The sequence below is a fragment of the Haloarchaeobius amylolyticus genome (assembly GCF_026616195.1).
In the GTDB taxonomy this organism is placed as follows: domain Archaea; phylum Halobacteriota; class Halobacteria; order Halobacteriales; family Natrialbaceae; genus Haloarchaeobius; species Haloarchaeobius amylolyticus.
On sequence record NZ_JANHDH010000001.1, the window covers coordinates 1705213 to 1723948 of the forward strand.

General features: G+C 69.0%; 26 protein-coding genes. 15 read left to right on the top strand and 11 right to left on the bottom strand.

Annotated features, from left to right (window positions below):
- Positions 1-57 precede the first annotated feature (57 nt).
- Positions 58-1458 (top strand): FAD-dependent oxidoreductase, encoded by a 1401-nt coding sequence (locus tag NOV86_RS08780; protein WP_267640966.1) that lies wholly within the window; start codon positions 58-60, stop codon positions 1456-1458.
- On the opposite strand, the gene NOV86_RS08785 is transcribed toward NOV86_RS08780, so the two are convergent.
- Positions 1455-1781 carry a nuclear transport factor 2 family protein gene (locus NOV86_RS08785; protein WP_267640967.1) on the bottom strand — a complete coding sequence of 109 codons (327 nt, stop codon included), beginning with the start codon at positions 1779-1781 and terminating at the stop codon, positions 1455-1457. The two genes, NOV86_RS08780 and NOV86_RS08785, sit on opposite strands and share 4 nt — an antisense overlap.
- Before the next feature lie 39 nt (positions 1782-1820).
- Positions 1821-2702, bottom strand: a complete 882-nt coding sequence (locus NOV86_RS08790; protein WP_267640968.1) for a redoxin domain-containing protein — start codon at positions 2700-2702, stop codon at positions 1821-1823.
- 114 nt (positions 2703-2816) lie between these two features.
- Here NOV86_RS08790 and NOV86_RS08795 point away from each other — a divergent pair, with 114 nt between their 5' ends.
- The 6 genes from NOV86_RS08795 (at position 2817) to NOV86_RS08820 (ending at position 6662) form a co-directional block, all read left to right on the top strand.
- Entirely contained in the window at positions 2817-4559 is a 1743-nt protein-coding gene (locus tag NOV86_RS08795) for a Rieske (2Fe-2S) protein (RefSeq protein WP_267640969.1), read from the top strand.
- A gap of 43 nt (positions 4560-4602) precedes the next feature.
- Positions 4603-4743 carry a hypothetical protein gene (locus NOV86_RS08800; protein WP_267640970.1) on the top strand — a complete coding sequence of 47 codons (141 nt, stop codon included), beginning with the start codon at positions 4603-4605 and terminating at the stop codon, positions 4741-4743.
- The gene (locus NOV86_RS08805; RefSeq protein ID WP_267640971.1) at positions 4740-5300 is read left to right on the top strand and encodes a stage II sporulation protein M; all 561 of its coding nucleotides are present in this window, start codon (positions 4740-4742) and stop codon (positions 5298-5300) included. The genes NOV86_RS08800 and NOV86_RS08805 overlap by 4 nt, the downstream gene beginning before the upstream one ends.
- 40 nt (positions 5301-5340) lie before the next feature.
- Entirely contained in the window at positions 5341-5757 is a 417-nt protein-coding gene (locus NOV86_RS08810) for a hypothetical protein (RefSeq protein ID WP_267640972.1), read from the top strand.
- Between the two features lie 37 nt (positions 5758-5794).
- Positions 5795-6295 (top strand): DUF367 family protein, encoded by a 501-nt coding sequence (locus NOV86_RS08815; protein ID WP_267640973.1) that lies wholly within the window; start codon positions 5795-5797, stop codon positions 6293-6295.
- Positions 6296-6512: 217 nt separating this feature from the next.
- Positions 6513-6662, top strand: coding sequence for a 50S ribosomal protein L40e (locus NOV86_RS08820; RefSeq protein WP_267640974.1), 150 nt, complete (start codon positions 6513-6515; stop codon positions 6660-6662).
- Positions 6663-6713: 51 nt separating this feature from the next.
- On the opposite strand, the gene NOV86_RS08825 is transcribed toward NOV86_RS08820, so the two are convergent.
- Positions 6714-7325 carry an MBL fold metallo-hydrolase gene (locus NOV86_RS08825; protein ID WP_267640975.1) on the bottom strand — a complete coding sequence of 204 codons (612 nt, stop codon included), beginning with the start codon at positions 7323-7325 and terminating at the stop codon, positions 6714-6716.
- 131 nt (positions 7326-7456) lie between these two features.
- On the opposite strand from NOV86_RS08825, the gene NOV86_RS08830 reads away from it, so the two are divergent.
- The 3 genes from NOV86_RS08830 to NOV86_RS08840 are packed head-to-tail and all read left to right on the top strand — an operon-like array spanning position 7457 to position 8840.
- Positions 7457-7636, top strand: a complete 180-nt coding sequence (locus NOV86_RS08830) for a DUF5786 family protein (protein ID WP_267640976.1) — start codon at positions 7457-7459, stop codon at positions 7634-7636.
- 6 nt (positions 7637-7642) lie between these two features.
- On the top strand, positions 7643-8197 hold the full coding sequence (locus NOV86_RS08835) for an endonuclease dU (protein WP_267640977.1): 555 nt from the start codon (positions 7643-7645) through the stop codon (positions 8195-8197).
- Between the two features lie 25 nt (positions 8198-8222).
- Positions 8223-8840 carry a uracil-DNA glycosylase gene (locus NOV86_RS08840; RefSeq protein WP_267640978.1) on the top strand — a complete coding sequence of 206 codons (618 nt, stop codon included), beginning with the start codon at positions 8223-8225 and terminating at the stop codon, positions 8838-8840.
- On the opposite strand, the gene NOV86_RS08845 is transcribed toward NOV86_RS08840, so the two are convergent.
- The 4 genes from NOV86_RS08845 to NOV86_RS08860 form a co-directional block, all read right to left on the bottom strand.
- Positions 8837-9874 (bottom strand): PhnE/PtxC family ABC transporter permease, encoded by a 1038-nt coding sequence (locus tag NOV86_RS08845; RefSeq protein ID WP_267640979.1) that lies wholly within the window; start codon positions 9872-9874, stop codon positions 8837-8839. The genes NOV86_RS08840 and NOV86_RS08845 overlap by 4 nt on opposite strands.
- On the bottom strand, positions 9871-10629 hold the full coding sequence (locus tag NOV86_RS08850; RefSeq protein ID WP_267640980.1) for a phosphonate ABC transporter ATP-binding protein: 759 nt from the start codon (positions 10627-10629) through the stop codon (positions 9871-9873). The genes NOV86_RS08845 and NOV86_RS08850 overlap by 4 nt, the downstream gene beginning before the upstream one ends.
- Positions 10630-10692: 63 nt before the next feature.
- Entirely contained in the window at positions 10693-11673 is a 981-nt protein-coding gene (locus NOV86_RS08855; RefSeq protein ID WP_267640981.1) for a phosphate/phosphite/phosphonate ABC transporter substrate-binding protein, read from the bottom strand.
- A gap of 301 nt (positions 11674-11974) precedes the next feature.
- Positions 11975-12208, bottom strand: a complete 234-nt coding sequence (locus tag NOV86_RS08860; RefSeq protein ID WP_267640982.1) for a hypothetical protein — start codon at positions 12206-12208, stop codon at positions 11975-11977.
- Between NOV86_RS08860 and hisH the strand changes: the two genes are divergently transcribed.
- Positions 12207-12872 carry an imidazole glycerol phosphate synthase subunit HisH gene (gene hisH / locus NOV86_RS08865; RefSeq protein WP_267640983.1) on the top strand — a complete coding sequence of 222 codons (666 nt, stop codon included), beginning with the start codon at positions 12207-12209 and terminating at the stop codon, positions 12870-12872. The genes NOV86_RS08860 and hisH overlap by 2 nt on opposite strands.
- Before the next feature lie 22 nt (positions 12873-12894).
- Here hisH and NOV86_RS08870 read toward each other — a convergent pair whose 3' ends face one another.
- From NOV86_RS08870 to NOV86_RS08885, 4 genes are all read right to left on the bottom strand, one after another.
- Complete coding sequence (locus NOV86_RS08870) at positions 12895-13053, bottom strand: hypothetical protein (RefSeq protein WP_267640984.1); 159 nt, start codon at positions 13051-13053, stop codon at positions 12895-12897.
- Between the two features lie 59 nt (positions 13054-13112).
- Positions 13113-13409, bottom strand: a complete 297-nt coding sequence (locus tag NOV86_RS08875) for a hypothetical protein (RefSeq protein WP_267640985.1) — start codon at positions 13407-13409, stop codon at positions 13113-13115.
- A gap of 51 nt (positions 13410-13460) precedes the next feature.
- A complete protein-coding gene (locus NOV86_RS08880) occupies positions 13461-13817 on the bottom strand; it encodes a hypothetical protein (RefSeq protein WP_267640986.1) in 357 nt (118 codons plus the stop codon).
- Positions 13818-13912: 95 nt separating this feature from the next.
- A complete protein-coding gene (locus NOV86_RS08885) occupies positions 13913-15331 on the bottom strand; it encodes a PAS domain-containing response regulator (protein WP_267640987.1) in 1419 nt (472 codons plus the stop codon).
- A gap of 90 nt (positions 15332-15421) precedes the next feature.
- On the opposite strand from NOV86_RS08885, the gene NOV86_RS08890 reads away from it, so the two are divergent.
- The 4 genes from NOV86_RS08890 (at position 15422) to NOV86_RS08905 (ending at position 18720) form a co-directional block, all read left to right on the top strand.
- Complete coding sequence (locus NOV86_RS08890) at positions 15422-16528, top strand: tRNA (guanine(26)-N(2))-dimethyltransferase (protein WP_267640988.1); 1107 nt, start codon at positions 15422-15424, stop codon at positions 16526-16528.
- 119 nt (positions 16529-16647) lie between these two features.
- Positions 16648-17544, top strand: coding sequence for a YihY/virulence factor BrkB family protein (locus NOV86_RS08895; protein ID WP_267640989.1), 897 nt, complete (start codon positions 16648-16650; stop codon positions 17542-17544).
- Positions 17537-18148, top strand: a complete 612-nt coding sequence (locus tag NOV86_RS08900; RefSeq protein WP_267640990.1) for a ribonuclease BN — start codon at positions 17537-17539, stop codon at positions 18146-18148. Before NOV86_RS08895 ends, NOV86_RS08900 begins: the two co-directional genes overlap by 8 nt.
- Positions 18136-18720 carry a phosphatase PAP2 family protein gene (locus tag NOV86_RS08905; RefSeq protein WP_267640991.1) on the top strand — a complete coding sequence of 195 codons (585 nt, stop codon included), beginning with the start codon at positions 18136-18138 and terminating at the stop codon, positions 18718-18720. The genes NOV86_RS08900 and NOV86_RS08905 overlap by 13 nt, the downstream gene beginning before the upstream one ends.
- Positions 18721-18736: the final 16 nt, after the last annotated feature.

The window sequence follows — 18736 nt, forward strand, 5'->3', positions numbered from 1 at the left end:
GTAGTATTGTTTTCTTCTTGCAATACTATTATCTCGCTGCGCCGCCAACGGTCACGTATGACCACGTTCGTCATCGTCGGCGGGGACGCTGCGGGGATGAGTGCCGCGAGCAAGGCAAAGCGCGAGGACCCCGACATGGACGTCGTCGTCTTCGAGAAGGGTGCGTGGGTCTCTTATGCCGCCTGCGGGATGCCCTACTACATCAAGGGCGAGATCGAGACCATCGACGACCTCGTGCAGGTCACCCCGGACGCGTTCCGCGAGGAGCGCGACATCGACCTCCGGACGAACCACGAGGTCGTCGCCATCGACACCGACGCCCAGACCGTCACGGTCGAGGGCCCGGACGGGACGTTCGAGCAGCCGTACGACGACCTGCTCGTCGCGACCGGTGCCCACGCCATCGTCCCACCGTTCGAGGGCCGGGACCTCGACGGGGTCTACACGCTCCACGACCTCGACAGCGCCGAGGAACTCCGCGGCATCGTGGACGGCCGGGTCCCCGAGGAACACGCCGGCTACGGCTCGGAGGCCGATAGCTACGCAGACCACGTCGAGACCGTCGCGGTCGTCGGCGGGGGCTACGTCGGCCTGGAGATGGCCGAGGCGTTCCGTGCCCGTGGCCTCGACGTGCACCTGTTCGAGATGCTTCCGCACGTCCTCCAGCCGTTCGGGGAGGCGGTCGCCCCCACCGTCGAGGAGCACCTGCGCGAGCAGGGCGTCCACCTCCACCTCGACACCGCCGTCGACCGGTTCCACGGCGCGAACGGGCACGTGGTGAGCCTCGACGCCGACGGCGAGGAGTACGACGTGGACCTCGTGTTGCTCGGCGTCGGCGTCGCGCCGAACAGCGACCTCGCGGCCGACGCCGGCATCGCGGTCGGCGAGTCCGGCGCGGTCGCTACCGACGAGTACGGCCGGACGAACGTCGAGCACGTCTACGCGGCCGGAGACTGCGCCGAGTCCCGCCACGCCGTCACCGGCGAACCCGACCACGTACCCCTCGCACTCACGGCGAACCGGGCGGGCCGCGCCATCGGCCAGACCGTCACGGGTGACCCCGAGCCCGTCGGCGACATCGTCGGCACGGCGGTCGTGAAGGTGTTCGACCTCGCGGTCGCCCGGACCGGCATCGTCGACGAGGACGAGGCCCGCGAGCACGGCTTCGACCCGGTCTCGGTGACCATCACCGGGTCCTCACGGGCGCACTACTACCCCGACGCACAGGAACTGGAGATACACATGGTCGGCGACCGCGAATCCGGGAAGCTCCTCGGGGCGTCGATGGTCGGCCGCGAGGGGGTCGCAAAGCGCATCGACACGGTCGCGACCGCCCTCCACGCGGGCATGACCGTCGGCGAGGTCGAGGGGCTCGACCTGGCGTACGCACCGCCGTTCTCGCCGGTCTGGGACCCGGTGCTCACCGCCGCGAAGGTCCTCGGTGGAAAACTCGACTAGTTCGTGTAGGTCCGCAGGGCGGTGATCTCGCCGTCGGCGAGCTCGAACACGTCGACGAACCTGACGAGCACCTCGCCGTCGTCGGCGAGGACGCGCCCCCGGACCGTCGTCTCGGTCCCGTCCTCGTGGACCGCGTCGAGGGCGTGGGTCGTGTCGGTCCGTGGCCGGTCCTCGCGCATGAACCGGACGAACGACGCGCGGTCCTCGAAGGTGCGGTCCGGTCGGTACTGGACGAATCCCGGCGCGAGCACCGCCTGCAGCGACTCGTACTCGTGCTCGTCCAGGGCGCGATAGTACGTGGCGACTGGCTCGGCGAGGTCCATACCCGCGCTTCGCCCCGATGATAGAAAGGTCCGTCGTGCTCACGCACGCTCCGAGAAGAGCGTGCTCGGCTTCCGTAACTCGTCGGCCGTGCTGACCTGCTCGTGGTGGCGCTGGGCGTCCGCGAGGTACTCTTCCGCGAGGTCGGGCTCGTCCGCGTCGAAGTGCTCGGCTGCCTTCGCGTACCACTTCGCGGCCCGCCGGTAGTCGTCGCTCCGGGTGCGCGCCGCCTCGGCCGCCGCCTCGACCTCCTCGGACTCCGAGAAGCGCTTCGCGGAGCGGAAGCTCTCGCCGGCCGCGTCGAAGTAGGCGACCGCCTCGTCGAACTGCTCGACCGCGCCCTCCCACGCCTCCATCTCGTACAGCGACCACGCCGTGCCGAACCGGTCGCGACCGCCGTCGTGGTGTTCGAACCCCCGCGCGTAGCGCTGGATGGCGGTCCGGTCGTCGCGCACGTCGTCGATCGCGGCCCGGATCTCGCCGAGTTCGGGGACCACCGTCTGGTCCTCGGTCGTCCAGGCGTACCGGACGCGCTGGCGGTCGTCGACGACGAACACCGAGCGCTGGGGGATGTTCCGGTGACCCCGCCAGTCCTCCATGCAGACGTCGTACTCCGCGGCGACCTCCCCGATGGAGTCCGTGAGCAGTGGGTACGTGATGTTGTTCTCCTCGGCGAAGCGCCGGTGGCTGAACACGGAGTCACCCGAGATGCCGAACAGCGTCACGTCGGCGTCGAGGTTCAGGAGGTCGAAGTCCTGCATCGTACACAGCGAGGAGGTACACGTCGGACTGAAGTCCGCGGGGTAGAACGCGAGGACCACCACGTCCTCGCGGAGCGCCGCCGACAGCGAGAACTCGTCCATCTCGCCGTTCTCGACGCCGGGGAGCGCGAAGTCCGGCGCGTGCGAGCCTACCGATAGCATAGCCCTCCGTTGTGTGCCACAGAACTTAGCTCTGGCCGCCGGCCGGCGAGTCAGCTCGGCTACAGGAACGCGCTTCAGGGAACGGTTTTGGGCCACGCGGCAGAACCGTGAGACATGGCAACAACCGACGACTCGTTCGTCCCGGTCGCATCGCTCGCCGAACTCGAGGCGGACGGGCGCAAGCTCGTCACCCCGCAGGGACACGCCATCGCCGTCTTCTACCACGAGGGCGAGGTCCGGGCGGTCGACAACCGCTGCCCGCACATGGGCTTTCCCCTCGCAGACGGGACCGTGGACGACGGCGTCCTGACGTGTCACTGGCACCACGCCCGGTTCGAGCTCTCCTGTGGCGACACCTTCGACCCGTGGGCCGACGACGTCCAGACCTACCCGGTCGAGGTCCGCGACGGGGAGGTGTACGTCGACCCTGACCCGCCGCTGGAGACCGACCCCGCCGACCACTGGGCCGACCGACTGGACACCGGCCTGGAGGAGAACCTGCGGCTGGTCGTCGCCAAGGCCACCATCGGCCTGCTGAACGAGGGCGTCGACCCGGGCGAGCCCCTCGCACAGGGGGTCCGGTTCGGGACCCGGTACCGCGAGCAGGGCTGGTCCTCGGGACTCACCATCCTCGCCGCGATGGCGAACGTCCTCCCCGAACTCGACGACGAGGACCGCAAGCGCGCGCTCTACACCGGGCTGCGCCACGTCGCCTCGGACTGTGCGGGACAGGCCCCGAACTTCGACCAGCCGTCGTTCTCGACCCGTGAGGTCTCGCCCGACCGCCTCGAATCGTGGTTCCGCGAGAACGTCGAGGTCCGCGACGCCGACGGCGCCGAGCGCGTGCTCCGGACCGCGGTCGAGACCTGCGACCGCGAGCAAATCGAGACGATGCTGTTCGCGGCCGCGACCGACCACCGCTACCTCGACGCGGGGCACTCGTTCGACTTCGTCAACAAGGCGATCGAGACGCTCGACCACGTCGGCTGGGACGCGGCGGACGAAACGCTCGCGAGTCTGGTCCGGCGGTTGACCGAGGCCCAGCGCAGCGAGGAGCTGTCCTCGTGGCGCCAGCCCGTCGACCTCGCCGGCATGCTGGACGACGCCTTCGACGACCTCGACGAGCTGGCCGCCGCAGGCGAGGGCGACTCCTGGACCGAACCCGAGGACTTCCAGGAGACGATCCGCTCGGACGACCCCGAAGCCATCGTCGACACGCTCTGTGACGCCATCGAGAACGGCGCGACGCCCGAGGAACTCGCACACTCGGTCGCCCACGCCGCCGCGACCCGGGTCGCCCGGTTCGGCACCGCGAACGAGTTCTCGGACTGGAACACGGTGCATCACACGTTCACCTACGCGAACGCGGTCCACCAGGCGACCAGACGCGTCGACGCGACCGAACTCTACCGCGGCGTCTTCGACGCGGCGGCCAACGTCTACCTCGACCGGTTCCTGAACACGCCGCCCGCGCCGATTCCCGACCCCGGCGACAGCGACCGCGACCCCGAGACGGTGCTCGCCGACCTCCGCGAGACGTTCGACGAGGAGGGCCGGGTGAACGCAGCCGGCGAACTCGTCGGCGAGTTCCTCGACTGCGGCGGCGACCCCGCCGCCCTGAAGCGGACGCTCGGGCACTTCCTCCTGCGGGAGGACGCGGGCTTCCACACCCTGCAGGCGCTCGAAGCGGGCTTCCGACAGTTCGACCTCGCCGACGACGACCACCGCGCCCGGGTCGCGATGATTGCGGTCGCCCGGTACATGGCCGCCCACTTCCCGACCCGCCGCGAGGCCGAGCAGACGTTCACCATCGCCGCACGGCTCCTGCGCGGCGAGGCGGTCCACGAGGCGGAGTGAACGGGCCGAAACTGTTTTGTCGGATTCCCGAGAAATGGCGTGCATGATGTCACTAAAGCAGAAGGTCATCGCGTTCGCCACCATCTTCTTCCTGAACCTGCTGGTGTTGCTGTTCATGGGTGGCTTCGTGGTGTTCTCGCTCATCCCATCGGTCATGCTCGGGCTCGCCATCCTCGCGCAGTGAGGACGCGCCTCCGGGGGGCGATACGGGGACTGGCCCCGTACTGGCTCGCGGCCGTCGGCCTGTTCGGTGCCGGCTTCCTCCTCGGCTGGGCCGCGAGCGTGAGCCCCGGCGGGACGCCGTTCTTCCCGGTCCGCGAGCACGGCCTGACGGCGGTCGCGGCGGACGCCCTCTTCGTCCACAACGCGACCATCGCCCTCGCGATGGCGGCCGGCGGTCTGCTGTTCGGCCTCCCCGTCGTCGGACTGCTCTCGTTCAACGGCTTCGTGCTCGGGAGCGTGACGGCCGGGATCGTCGACGCGAGAGGACTGGTCGAGACGGTCGCCCTGCTCGCACCACACGGCGTCGTCGAGCTGTCGGCGCTCTGGCTGGCCGGCGCGGTCGGGCTGCGGTGGACGCACGTGGTCTGGCGCACCGCCCGGGGCGACCGCCACGAAACCGGTCTCGTGACCCTCGCCGGCGAGAGCGTGGGCTGGGTCGTGCTCGTCCTGGCGTTGCTCGCGGTGGCGGCCGTCGTCGAGGCGTCGGTGACGCCGTGGGTGGCCCGGGTGGTGACGTGACGACCGATAGCTTTTGCCCGCCGGGGACCTGCACCAGCACATGCTGCGCTTCGAAGTCCACGGCGTCTACGGTGGCTGGGAGGCGGCCGTCACCGGGCCGTCGGACCACGTCGAGTTCGGCGTCGAGACCGACGGCTCGCCCGTGTTGCACACCTACGGCTCGATGCACTCCCTGCTCCGCCTGTACGACCTCGCCCGACTTGAGCAACCGCGCCACCCGCGGTTCCTCGGCTACGACGTCCACGAGGGACCGAACGGCATCACCCTCGACTTCCAGGCGGCCCGGGTCGAGACGACGTACCCGGAGCTCCGCGATGCGATGGAGCCGTTCCTCGCCGAGGTGTTCGGGCGGCTGGACGACCAGACCGTCGGCGACCGCGAGGCCCACATCGACACCATCCTCGACCGGGACGAGGTGCTGGTCGACCTCCACGACCTCCGCGACCAGCTCGGGTAGCGAGGCGCTTTTCTCCCTCGGCAGGGAACCCCCTCCCGTGAACCTCCACGTCCGCTACGAGGGCGACGACGACCCGAAGAAGTGCACGGCGCGCAAGCTCGCGCGGTTCGACCTCGCCGAGTTGCACCGCTCGAACCGGGCCACGCCCTACGGCGTCGTCCTCAACCCCCACGCGGAGCAGGCGCTCTCGCCGGCGGACGCGGACGCGACGAACCTCGTCGCGCTGGACTGCTCGTGGGAGACCGCCGAGGCCGCGATGTTCGAGATGGCCGGCGAGCACCGGGCGCTCCCGTTCCTCGTGGCGGCGAACCCGGTGAACTACGGCCGGCCGTTCAAACTGACGACGGTCGAGGCGCTGGCGGCGGCGCTGTGCATCCTCGGCGAGCGCGACCACGCCGAGGAGATCCTCGCGAAGTTCACCTGGGGCGAGACCTTCCTGACGATGAACGAGGAGCCGCTGCGACGCTACAGTGAGTGCGCGGACTCGAGCGAGGTCGTCGCGGTGCAGGACGACTACCTCGCCGACGACGAGGAGTAGGCCGGCCTTCGGCTGGAATGGCGAACAGACGGCACGAACCCGATACGCGCGAGCGGTGTGCCGTACACCCGCTGCCCCTCGCGCGGTGGCTGGTCAGGACATGGCGAGGGTGGCCGCGGTATCGTACTTGAACCGTCGTGCAGGCACCGGCGTCGGCTCGCGAGGACGGCGAGGTGACTCGGAAACGCTTTTATCCGCACCCGCATGAAGTCACGATATGGCTAAATTCGACGCTGCGGTCGACCGGACGCTCGAGAAGATGATCTGCATGCGATGTAACGCCCGCAACGCCAAGCGCGCAGAGAAGTGCCGCAAGTGCGGCTACTCGAAGCTTCGCCCGAAGGCGAAGGAGAAGCGCGCGGCGTAATCGACCCGGTCTTTCTTCCCGCCGTCTTCCTGTCCGTAGTGCCGACTGTCGCTACTCGTCGGGGTACTTCGGCTCGCGGCGCTCGGCCCGCGCGAGCGCGGTCTCGACCACGTCCCGGACGTCGCCGTGGAACTCGTCGCCGTGGCCGGCGTACATGTGCTCGACGGAGTCCGGCATCCGGTCGAGCAGGTCCTTGATGCTCTCGATGAGTCGTTCGCGGGACTGGCCGTCCATGTCGGTCCGGCCGAAGCTACCGTAGTCGAAGGCGGCGTCGTTGTGGACCACCACGTCGCCCGAGAACAGCGTCGACTCGCTGACGAAGGCGACGTGGTCGGCGGCGTGCCCGGGTGTGTAGACGACCTCGAAGGTCTCGTCGCCGATCTTGACGAAGTCGCCGTCGTCGACCTCGTGGGTCCGGCGCGGGTGCTCGGCGTAGGCGTAGCAGTCACAGCCGAACGCGTCGAGGACGGCGTCGAGCTGGGCGACGTGGTCGCCGTGCTGGTGCGTGAGGACCACCTGATCGAGGTGGTCGACGTGCTCGCGGACCACGTCGACGACGCCCGTCATGGCGCCGGCGTCGACGAGTGTCGTCCGGGCCCCGGTGACCAGGTAGGCGTTACAGGTGAACACGTCGGCGTCCGCCGTCACGTGCGTCACGTTCATGTTCGGAGCCTCGCGGCCACACCTGAAAACGGTGACGGGGCAGGCAAGGCGAGGTTCCGGGCCCCGAACGGGTTGGTATTCCAAGGCAAGGCCGTGATTTTTTTGAGTCCTTAACGATTATACCCAAACGCATGGGCTTCGGGAGCTACGACGAATCGGAACAGGAGAACCAGAGCATCGACACAGACCTCGACGAGAACGAGTCTGTGAACACACGAGAGACCAACCACGAGGGTAGCATCGAGTTCGAGAACGGGGCATCGAACGACGAACTCATCGACCGACTGAAAGACATCAAATCCACGGAGTAGCGACGAGTGAAACCCGGAGTGCGGGCGCTGGGTGTCGCAGAGTCGTTCAGGGACGACGAGAGCACACTCGCGGGCGTGGTCGTCAGGGCGAATCGCGTGGTAGACGGCTTCTCTTTTGGGACCTGTACCGTCGGCGGGAGCGACGTGACCGGCGCGGTGGCCGGCCTGTACGACCGCCTCGGCCGCGAGGACGTCCGGTACGTGCTGGTCTCCGGCATCGCGCTGGCGTGGTACAACGTCCTCGACATGCACCGGCTCGCCGACGAGACCGGCCGGCCGGTCCTCTCGGTGACCTACGAGGCGAGCGACGGCCTCGACGACGCCATCCGCGAGGCGTTCGAGGGCGACGCGCGCGAGGAACGCCTGACGACCTACCGGGCACAGCCCGCCCGCACGCCAGTCGAGGTCAACGGCGAGACGGTGTACGTCCGGGCCGTCGGCGTGGAGGACGCCGAGGCGCGCGACGTGGTCCGGGCGTTCACGCCCGAAGGTGGCCGACCCGAGCCACTTCGGGTGGCCCGCATGGCTGCCCGGGCGGGGGACGCGCTCCGCAGGGATTAGGTACGCCCGGCGCGCCCCTCCCGACATGGAGAACGACGGCCCCGAGAACATGGACGGGCTCGTGGTGACGGCCTGCGAGCGCTGCCCCGAGCTGTGCGAGTCGCGCAGCCGCATCGTCAACGGCGTCGGCCCCGACGACGCCGACGTGCTCTTCCTCGGCGAGGCGCCCGGCGCACAGGAGGACGAGGAGGGCGAGCCCTTCGTCGGCCGGTCGGGCGACGTGCTGACCGAGGAACTCCGGAACGTCGGGCTCGACCGCGAGACGGTCCGCATCACCAACTGCGTGCGCTGCCGGCCGCCGGACAACCGCGACCCCTACAAGGAGGAGCTGGCGAACTGCCGGTCGTACCTCGAACGCGAGATCGACCTCGTCGACCCCGCGGTCGTCGTCACGCTCGGGAAGGTTCCGGCCGAACACCTGCTCGACCGGTCGGTCGCCGTGACGAAGGAGACGGGCAGCGTCGAGGAGGTCCGCATCGCGGGCGAGCCGCGCCGGGTCATGCTCTGTCTGCACCCGGCCGCGACGCTGTACGACCGGAGCCAGCGCGACCCGTTCGCGGAGACGCTCGCCGAAGCCGCGTCGCTCGCCGGCGTGCGCGACAACGGTGGAGAAGGTGGGCAGTCGCGGTTAGGCGACTTCTAGTTCCCGCTGCGGCCCATCCACTTGTTCCCGTCGGCGAGTCCACGGATCTTCTCGAAGAAGCCCTCGGAGACCTCCTCGTCCGGGCGCAGGCGCGAGCGCAGCCGGGAGGAGAACAGCTCGACGGAGATGACGATGACGATGACCATGAAGATGCCCGCGGCCGCGTGGCGGAACGCGAGCTGGGCGAGCTGGCCCTTGATGAACTGGCCGAGGCCACCGGCACCGACGACACCGAGCGAGATGGCGATGCGGACGTTGATCTCGAGGATGTACAGCGCCCAGGCGATGAACGAGGAGAACACCTGGCTCAGCATCCCGAAGGTGATGACCTGCGAGCGGTCGGCACCCGTCGAGGAGATGGCCTCGATGGGGCCGTCCTCGACCTCCTCGAGTTCGTCCGTGAACAGCCGACCCATGTTCCCGATGGTGTCGGTCGCGATGGCGAACATCGCCGACAGCGGCGTCGGGCCGAACACCGGGATGTAGAAGAGCACCCAGACGATGGCCGGGATGGCCCGGATGGTGCTCATCGTGCCACGGAAGATGAAGTTGAACGGGAACGGCGTCACGCGCTCGGAGCCGAGCACACCGAAGAACAGCGCGAGGGGGAACCCGACGATGGTCCCGGTCGCGCCGACGACGATGGTGACGACGCTGGCGCCGACGATGGAGGTCGCCTGCTCGCGCTGGAGGACGGCCTCGACGAACGAGCCGGGGTGGGTCAGACTGCCGAAGAAGGCCTCCCAGCCGTGCAGGCCCTGGTCCTGGGAGTACAGCGTGAAGAAGTAGAAGTCGGGGCTGAGGAACGTCAGCAGGTTGGAGATGAACTCCGGCCCCTGCCGGACGACCGCCGCGACGGTGAAGTTGAGGTAGGTGAGGCCGACGCCCGTGAGCGCGAGTACCGCGACGATCAGTCCGGCGAACAGCCCGCGCCGGATGAGCTGCTGGCGCTCGATGATCTCGAGGCGTTCCTCGATGCGCGGGTCGGTCCCGGAGACGGTGCCGCCGTCGGTTGCGGTCCGGTCGTCGCTCATTGGGTGACCTCCCCGGCCGTGGCGGCCGACATCTCTCCGCCCTCGCTGTAGTAGATATCGTCGACGATGTCCATCGTCAGGTCCTCCTTGCCGCCGTCGAACACCTTCTTACCGTCGCGCAGGCCGATGTAGCGCTCGCCGAACTCGCGGGCGAGGCCGACCTGGTGGAGGCTGGCGATGGTGGTCAGGTTCCGCTCGTCGGCCGCCTGGCGCATGTAGCCCATGACCTCCTCGGCCGCCTTCGGGTCGAGGCTGGCGACGGGCTCGTCGGCCAGGAGCAGGGACGGTTGCTGGACGAGCGCGCGGGCGATGCCGACGCGCTGTTTCTGCCCGCCGGACATCGAGCCGGCGCGCTGGCTGGCCTCGTCGAGCAGCCCGACGGTGTCGAGCGCCTCGAGTGCGTTCACCTTGTCCTCGCGGTCGTACCGCGTCAGGAGGCTCCCGATGAGGTCCTCCCGGGAGAGCGCACCGGTGAGCGCGTTCTTGTAGGCGTTCATCGCCTCGACGAGGTAGTGCATCTGGAACACCATCCCGATGTCACTGCGCCGGCCGGTGACCTTCGAATCACCGATGTAGACGCTGCCCTCCGTGGGCTCTGCGAGCCCGTTGAGGAGCCGCAGGAGTGTCGATTTGCCGGCGCCCGAGGGCCCGAGCAGCACGACGAACTCCCCGTCGGGGATCGTGAACGACACGTCGTCGAGCGCGACCGTGTCGCCGTATCGTTTCGTGAGATTCTCCACCTGTATCGCTGTCATTACCAGATAATTCGTGAAGGAAGGTTAGTTTGTTTCGGACTCGACTGCGTCGGAAATCGCCGCCTATGCCGAGTCGAGCAGGTCGGTGCTCAGGTTGAGCTGGTTCGCGACGTCGATGACCGGCTGGTAGTCCTCGAGCTTGGCCGGGCGGACACCGTCGAACCAGAGGTCGTCCTCGACGACGCCTTCCTTGTCGGCGTTGGTCTCGGAGTTGGGCTTGCCGTTCTCGCCGAGGTACGCCTTGTCCGGGGCGTCCTTGAGCGCGTTGACGACGTCCTCCTTCTCGGACTCGGAGAGTTCGGGGCTGACGACCATCGGTGCGCGCGGGATGCCCTTGCCGTACTCCTTCTTGTAGTCCATGATGGGCTCGATGCCCTCGACGTAGCCGTCGTCACCCTGCGTGATGAACTTGCCAACGCCGGCGGCCTCGACCTGGCCGTCCTGCAGCGCCTTGAACGCCTCGGCGTGGCCGGACCAGGTGCCGGTGAAGTCCGCGCCGTTGTCGCTGACCGGCGCCTCGCCGATCTCGAGGCCGGCGTCCTTCAGCATGTACAGCGGGTAGAGCGAACCGCTCGCGGAGGTCATGTCCGCGAAGGCGATGCGTTTGCCCTCGAGGTCCGACAGCGAACTGATGTCGCTGTCCTTGCGCGTCACGATGACGCTGGTGTACGTCCAGGAGCCGTAGGCGTGGCGCTGGAGCGCGATCTCGGCCTTGTCGGCCTTGACACCGAGTGCGGCCGCGAACGGGCCGGTCTCCGCGATGTCGGCGGAGCCACTGCCGAGGCCCTGCAGGACCGCGGAGTAGTCCGCGGCGTACTGGAGCTTCACGTCGGCCGTGTCGCCCAGTTCCTTGTCGAGGTAGTCCCGCATCGGGCCGTACTGTTTCATCATGTAGTTCTGCGGCTCGGACGGGGACATCATGAACTGGACCGTCCCGTCACCGTACGCCTGCTCGCCGAAGGAACCGAGACACCCTGCTGTTCCGGTGAGGGCTGCTGCCCCCGCCACACCTGCTGCCTTGAGGAAATCGCGTCGACTTTCCATAGCGAATCAATTCATAGTTCTTGATGCCGACCTTAAAAGTTCCTAATCTGTCTACGTGAGACTATTTAGATTACATTAGTAATTCGATGGCGAAAAAATCAAAAATCATTACGGAAAATAAAGTTTGTGGCCGGCGTTAACTGTACGGTCCCGGGAGCCCGGCCGAACCGTCGAACGCGCTCGTGGTCGGGACGAGCTCGTCGGCGGCCAGGATGTCCGTGCTGTGGCGCACCGCGGCACCGAGCCGGGGGTCGGTTCCAAGCTCGCTGGCGAGGTCGTTCAGGGCGGACGCGGCCCCCGGTCAGGCGCCCCACTGGACGACCGCACCACCCCCGGCGGCGGACTCCGAGAGCGCCGTGACCTCGGCACTGATGGACGAACGCGAAGGTGTCGCCACGACGACCGCTCGCGCGCCGGAGAGGTCGGCGGTCGCGAGGTCGGTACGCTGCTCGGAGGCGCTGGCCGTGGCCGCGGGAACCTGCTGGATGGCCGGAAAGGAAACCGACTTGCCACCGGAGGAACGATGGTGAGACATGACACAGCAGTCCGTCACCGACGAGCGCGAGACGCTCGCCTCGGTCGTCGTCGTGGACTACGGGCTCGGGAACCTCCGGAGCGTGACGCGGGGGCTCGAACGCGCCGGCGCCGACGTGGAGATATCGGACGACCCGGCCGACTTCGAGGCCGCCGACGGCGTCGTCCTCCCCGGCGTCGGTGCCTTCGGCGAGGGGATGGAGAACGCCGAGTCGGTGCGCGACGAACTCGTCGCCGTGGCCGACCGCGGCCAGCCCCTGTTCGGCATCTGTCTCGGCATGCAGATGCTCCTGACCTCGAGCGAGGAGGCCGAACGCGAGGGTCAGGGCGACGTGCGCGGCCTCGACCTGATATCGGGGACGAACCTCCGGTTCGCGGAGGGCCAGAAGGTCCCGCACATGGGCTGGAACGACCTCGACGTGCAGCGCGAGCACCCCCTCGTCGAGGGTGTCGACGGACAGTACGCCTACTTCGTCCACTCCTACTACGCGGCGCCCGACGACGAGCACGCGACGGTCGCGACGACCGAGTACGGCGTCGAGTTCCCCTCCATCGTCGCCAACGAGGAAGGCAACGTCTTCGGGACGCAGTTCCACCCGGAGAAGAGCGGCGAGACCGGCCTGCAGATCCTCCGGAACTTCGTCGACATCTGCGCCGAGCAGTAGTCGGCACACTCGTCTTCCTGCCTCAGAGGAAGAGCCCGTAGAGGACCACGACCGTCCCGAACACGGCGAGCGGGAAGCTCGCGACCGCGGGGGGCCCGCCGAACGCGGCGAGGAACGCCCCGAGCACAGTCAGCTGGATACCGAACGCGACGATCTTCGCGGGGGTGGACAGGGACGACATGGACGAAGGGTGCACCCGCCTGGAATATAAAAGAAGGCGACCGGCCGCGGTCGCGAGACCTACAGCACCGCCAGCAGTTTCGAGACCCCGGTCGCCAGCAACACCACGCCCACGACCCCGGTCACGACCGCGATGAGTTCGGGCCCGTGCGACCCGAGTGGGGTCCGCGCCCAGTCGCGATGGTTGTCCCCGGTCGCCACGGACAGCCCGATGACCGCGAGCAGGACCGCCCCGGCGAACTGCGAGACGACGAACAGCAACGTCCCGTCGCCCGCCACCAGGGTCGCCACACCCAGCACGAGGTTGCCCAGTGCCGCCAGTACCAGCGCGCCGCCGAGGTGTCGGAACTGGTCCATACGTGACACTACGCGGGCGGGGGTAAAAGTGTCCGCGGTCGCCCGACAGAATCAGAGGAACTCCCGGACCTCGGAGTACCACATGTCGTGGTGGTCGACCGCGCCGACCCGTTCCGCGATGGCGACCGCGAGCGCGTGCCAGCACTGCTCGGTCGGGTCGTCCGGGTCGAGGTTGTACTCGGCGTCCTTGCAGTTGCAGCCGCCGGCCTCGACGATGTACTCGTCCTCGTAGCCGACGACGACGGTGAAGTCCCGGTACTGCTTCACCCGGCGCTCGGAGACGGCCTCGATGGCGTGGTGGCCACGGTCGCCGTGGACCTGCATGATGCGCTGGACCGCGTCGGGCGTGAGGCTCTCGGCCTCCTCCAGCAGGCGGTGCCACTCGGCGACCGCGTCCTCCCCGCTCACGCCCACCACCTGGGCCCGGACACCGGAATCACTGGCGGACGTACGGACGGCCCCGTGAAAACAGGTTCGACTGTTCTCCCGTGACGGGTCGGGACTCAGTCCTGTCCGGGCAGCGGTTCTTCCTCGTCGACGACCGCCTCCTCCGCCGAGTCGAGCAGGTCGTGCAGGTCCTCGACCACCGGGAGCAGGTGCTCGACCGCCCCCTTCGCCGCGCGGACGTGGTCGCGCCCGGCGTCGTCGTCGAGGGCCCGCTGCAGGTGGCTCTGGGCGACGGCGAGACCGGGCGAGACCTCGTCGTCGAGCAGCGCGACCGCGTCCGTCAGCTGGTCCAGGACGGCCACGAGCGCCCGACGGGTCGTCTCGAACTCGGTGATGTCCTCGAACATCACGACGACGTGTTCGACCGTCCCGTCCGACCCGGTCAGGGGCGCGGCGTTGACCTGGCACTCGAACTGGTCGCCGTCCCCGCGGGTGACGACCATGCGCTCCCCGACGACCTGTTCGGCGGTGTCCAGCGCCCGGAACGTCGGATGGTGTTCGATGGGGTAGGTTCGACCGTCGTCCATCGTGGACAGTCCCCACCCGGGGTCGTCGTAGGTGGTTCCGACGATGTCCTCGAGGTCCCGCCGGAGCAGCGACGCCGCCCGGTCGTTGGCCCGGACGATGGTCCCGGACGCGTCGACGAGGACGATACCGACCGGACTGGTCTCGAAGAGCCGGTCCAGCAGGTCGCGCTCCTGTTGCAGCGACGCGTCGAGCTCCCGCCGCTCGGTCAGGTCGCGGACGACGCAGACGTGGCCGCCGTCGTCCAGTCGGGCCAGCGAGACCGTCTCGGGGACCGTCGACCCGTCGGCCCGTTTCCCCACCGCCTCGCCGTGCCAGGACCCCTCCTCCTCCATCCGCGGCAGGATCTCGGTCTCGAAGCGGTCGACCTCGTCCGCGTCGTACAGCATCCGCCAGTGTTCCCCGACGATCTCCGACGGGTCGAGGCCGTACACCGCCGCGTAGGCGCGGTTCATGTAGGTGTAGACGCCGTCCGCGTCGATGATGGCGATGCCCTCGTTCGCCGTCTCGATGGCCTGCAGGCGCCGGACGAGGGTGCGCTCGGTCCGGTACCGCCCGACCAGGTTCTCGATGCGGTTCGCGAGGATGGTGTACTGGTCGGTCCCCCGGCCCTTCTGGATGTAGTCGGAGACGCCCTCCGAGATGGCCCGGCTGGCGATCTCCTCCGACCCCTTCCCGGTGAAGAGGATGAACGGGAGGTCCGGGTCTATCTCGCGTACCTTCGCGAGCAGTTCCAGTCCGTCCATCCCCGGCATGTCGTAGTCACTGACGACGCAGTCGACGCCCGTCGCGACGAGGTCGAGTGCGTCCGCTCCCGCGGTCACGGACAGCACCTCGAACCCGTCCCCGACCTGTTCGAGGAACTCCTTCGAGACCTCGCCGAACGACGGCTCGTCGTCGACGTGGACCATCGCGATTCGCCGTGTTTGCCCCTCGCTGCTCGCTGCCATACCCTATTTAAGGGGAGGTGCCGTGCATCGATAAAGAGCGCGCCCCGACGTATCGAGCGGTTTAACGGCTTCCCTCGGCGACTGGGGAGTATGGACGTCACGGAGGGCCAGGTCACCGTCGCGGTGCCCGAGCAGGACGGGTCGGGCAAGACGGAGTCGGTCTTCTTCAACCCGAAACAGGAACTGAATCGCGACCTCACCATCGCCGTCCTGCGCGCCTACCGCGACCACGACGAGCGCGCCGAAACCTACCTCGACGCGATGACCGCCTCGGGCATCCGGGGCGTGCGGGCCGCCGCCGACGGCTGGGACGTCACCATGTGCGACGTCGAGGCAGAGGCGGTCGACCTCGCCCGCGAGAACCTCGCGCGCAACGACTGCGATGCCTCGGTCCTGCACCGCGACGCGAACGCCTACCTCTGGGACGAGTACGTCGACGTGACCGACCTCGACCCGTTCGGGACGCCGATGCCCTTCGCGGACGCGGTGTTCGCGAACACCCGCGACCTCGCCTGCATCACGGCGACCGACACCGCGCCGCTGTGTGGCGCACACTTCCAGTCCGGCGTACGCTCCTACGGCGCGATTCCCCGGAACACGGAGTACCACGCCGAGATGGGCGTCCGGGTCCTGCTCGGCGCGCTCGCCCGGAGCGCGGCCCGCTTCGACGTGGGCATCGAACCGCTGTTCACGCACGCGACGAGCCACTACGTCCGCACCTACCTCGACCTGACCCACAAGCCGAGCGCGGCGAACCGGAGCCTCGAGGAACTGGGCTACCTCTACCACTGCGAGGACTGCCTGTTCCGGGAGGCCGAGTCCGGCCTCATCGCCCACCCGCCCGAGACGTGTCCCGAGTGCGACTCGAACCGCCTGCTGGAGGCCGGACCGGTCTGGCTCGGCCCCTACCGCGACCGCGATTTCACCGCCGACGTGCGCGCACACGTCACCGACGACATGGGCACCGCCGAGACGGCCCGCGACCTCTGTACCACCGTCGAGGACGAACTCGACGAGCCGACCCACTACGACCAGCACAAGCTCTGCAAGCTCTGGGGCCGCGGCGCGAGCGGCATGGACGAGTTCCTCGACCGCCTCCGCGAGGCGGGCCACGCGGCCGAGCGCGCCCACTACGGCGGGACCACGTTCAAGACCGACGCGTCGATCCCCGAGATGCACGACGCGACCAGCGACTGAGCGAGCCGGGCCGGGCACGCCGGCGACCGACCCCCCGAAGGGCCCACCGGCGACCGACTCCCACCCCACCAATCGACCGTCGGCTGGTCTTTTTGTAGCTACTCGGCGTAGCGACACCCGTGTCCCAGCCACCAGTCGAGTCGCTGCCACCCCGGCTCCAGCGTGCGAAGTCGGTCCTCCTCGCCGTCGTGGCGCTCGCGCGGGACGAACAGCTCACGTTCCTCTCGGCCGCCATCGCGTACTACGCGTTCGTCTCGCTGGTCCCGCTCGTGCTCCTCGCGGTCGCCGTCGCCACCAGCCTCGGCGGCGAGGCGCTCGCCACGGCGGTCGCCGAGGCCGCCGGGGACGTGCTCACGCCGGCCAGCCAGGACGTGCTGACGGACGTGCTCACCGCGACCGAGGGCCGGTCGGCCACGACGGTCGTCGGCCTCGTCGTCCTGCTGTGGAGTGGCCTCAAGGTGTTCCGCGGCATGGACCAGGCCTTCTCGGAGGTGTACGGCAACGGGAACGGCGACTCCATCGTCGACCAGCTCACCGACGCCGCGCTCGGGCTGGCCGCCGTCGGTGCGGCCGCGCTCGTCGCCCTCGCCGCCATCACCGTCGTCCAGCTCGTCGACCTGCCCTTCGAGGAGCTGCTCGGGGCGGTGTTCAGCCTGCTCGCGCTCGCGTTCGCGTTCTATCCGCTCTACTACCTCTTCCCCGACGAGACCGTCGAGTGGCGCGAGGCGGTCCCCGGCGCGCTGTTCGCGGCCACCGGCTGGACCGTGATGAGCGTCGCGTTCAACCTCTACGCCGGGTACGCCGGTGCGACCTCCCTCTACGGGTTCTTCGGGGCCATCCTCCTGCTCGTGACGTGGCTCTACCTCGGGGCGCTGGTGCTGTTGCTCGGGGCGGCTCTCAACGCGGTGCTGGCGGGGCGGACGACCAACCTCGACCCGGACCTGTCAGCCACCGTGGACCGGCACCTTCAAAGCGCGGGGCTGCGACAGGAAGAAGCGACAGAGGACGATGTCTGAGGACGAGCCGCCGGCGGACGACGACCGGCCCGACGAAGGGGAACGTGAGCCTGCCGACAGTGGCGACCAGCCCGACCCGGCAGGCGGCCCGGACGCCTCGCCCGACGGCACCGACCAGCCGTCCGACGACGACCCGGCGCCCGACGCCGCCGGCGACCCGACCGACGTGAGCGAGGCCGAGATCGAGCGGCTCTACGAACGCCTCGCCGAACTCGAGGACGAGGTCGAGGGCCAGCGTGCGAGCAAGGCGTCGGTCGCCGAGTTGCGCGAGGAACTCGAATCCTTCGAGGACGACGTCGAGTCCCGGACCGTCGACCGCGACGAGGTCGAGTCCGACCTGAAGCGCTACGTCCGGCGCAAGCTCCGGCGCGGCCACGCCCGCGGCTGGGGTCCCTACCTCGTCCTGCTCTACGGGACCGCCATGACCCTCGGGCTGCTCTACGCCCCGAAGATGGACGGCGACTTCTGGGTCGTCTTCGCCATGATCGTCATCTGGCTCTCGGTCCTCGGCCTCTACGTCCTGTTCGTCATCGTCGGCGTCACCTTCAGCGTCCTCGGCGTCCCCGGCCGCCTCCGCGACCGCGTCCAGGAATGGCGGTCGTAGCCGGTGCGACGCTCGGCAGGGACGCCACCCTCGTTCTCACCGTCTTCGCGACGCTCGTCTCGCTGCTCGGCGACCCGTCCCTGCTGCTCGCGCTCGTCACCGGTCTCACAGTACTCGACCGCGAGCGCTGGGTCCCGGTCCTCGCGGTGACCCTCGGCGGCTACGCGCTCACCCTCGGTGTCGAGACGGCACTCGCGGTCCCTGCCCGGACCGCGACAGCGCCGCCGGTCGCGGCCGAGTCCCTGCCGTCGCTCCTCCGACCACTGTACGAGCGCGAGGCCGCGAGCGACGGCTACGCGCTGCCCAGTGGCCACGTCGTCGCCGCGACCGTCGTCTGGCTCCAGCTGGCGTGGCCCGGCGCGGTCGGGACCCGGCCCGGGAAGGACCGACTCCGCGCCGCGCTCGCGGCCCGCCGGGCCCGCATCGGGCTGGCAGCCACGGTCGTCGGCCTCGTCGCCTGGTCGCGGGTGTTCCTCGGCGCACACGTCGCGGTCGACGTGGTCGCGGGCGTGGCGCTCGGGGCGAGCTACCTGCTCGTCGTCGCGGCTGTCTGGCGACGGTACCGTCGGTGACGAACGGCCGCAGGGT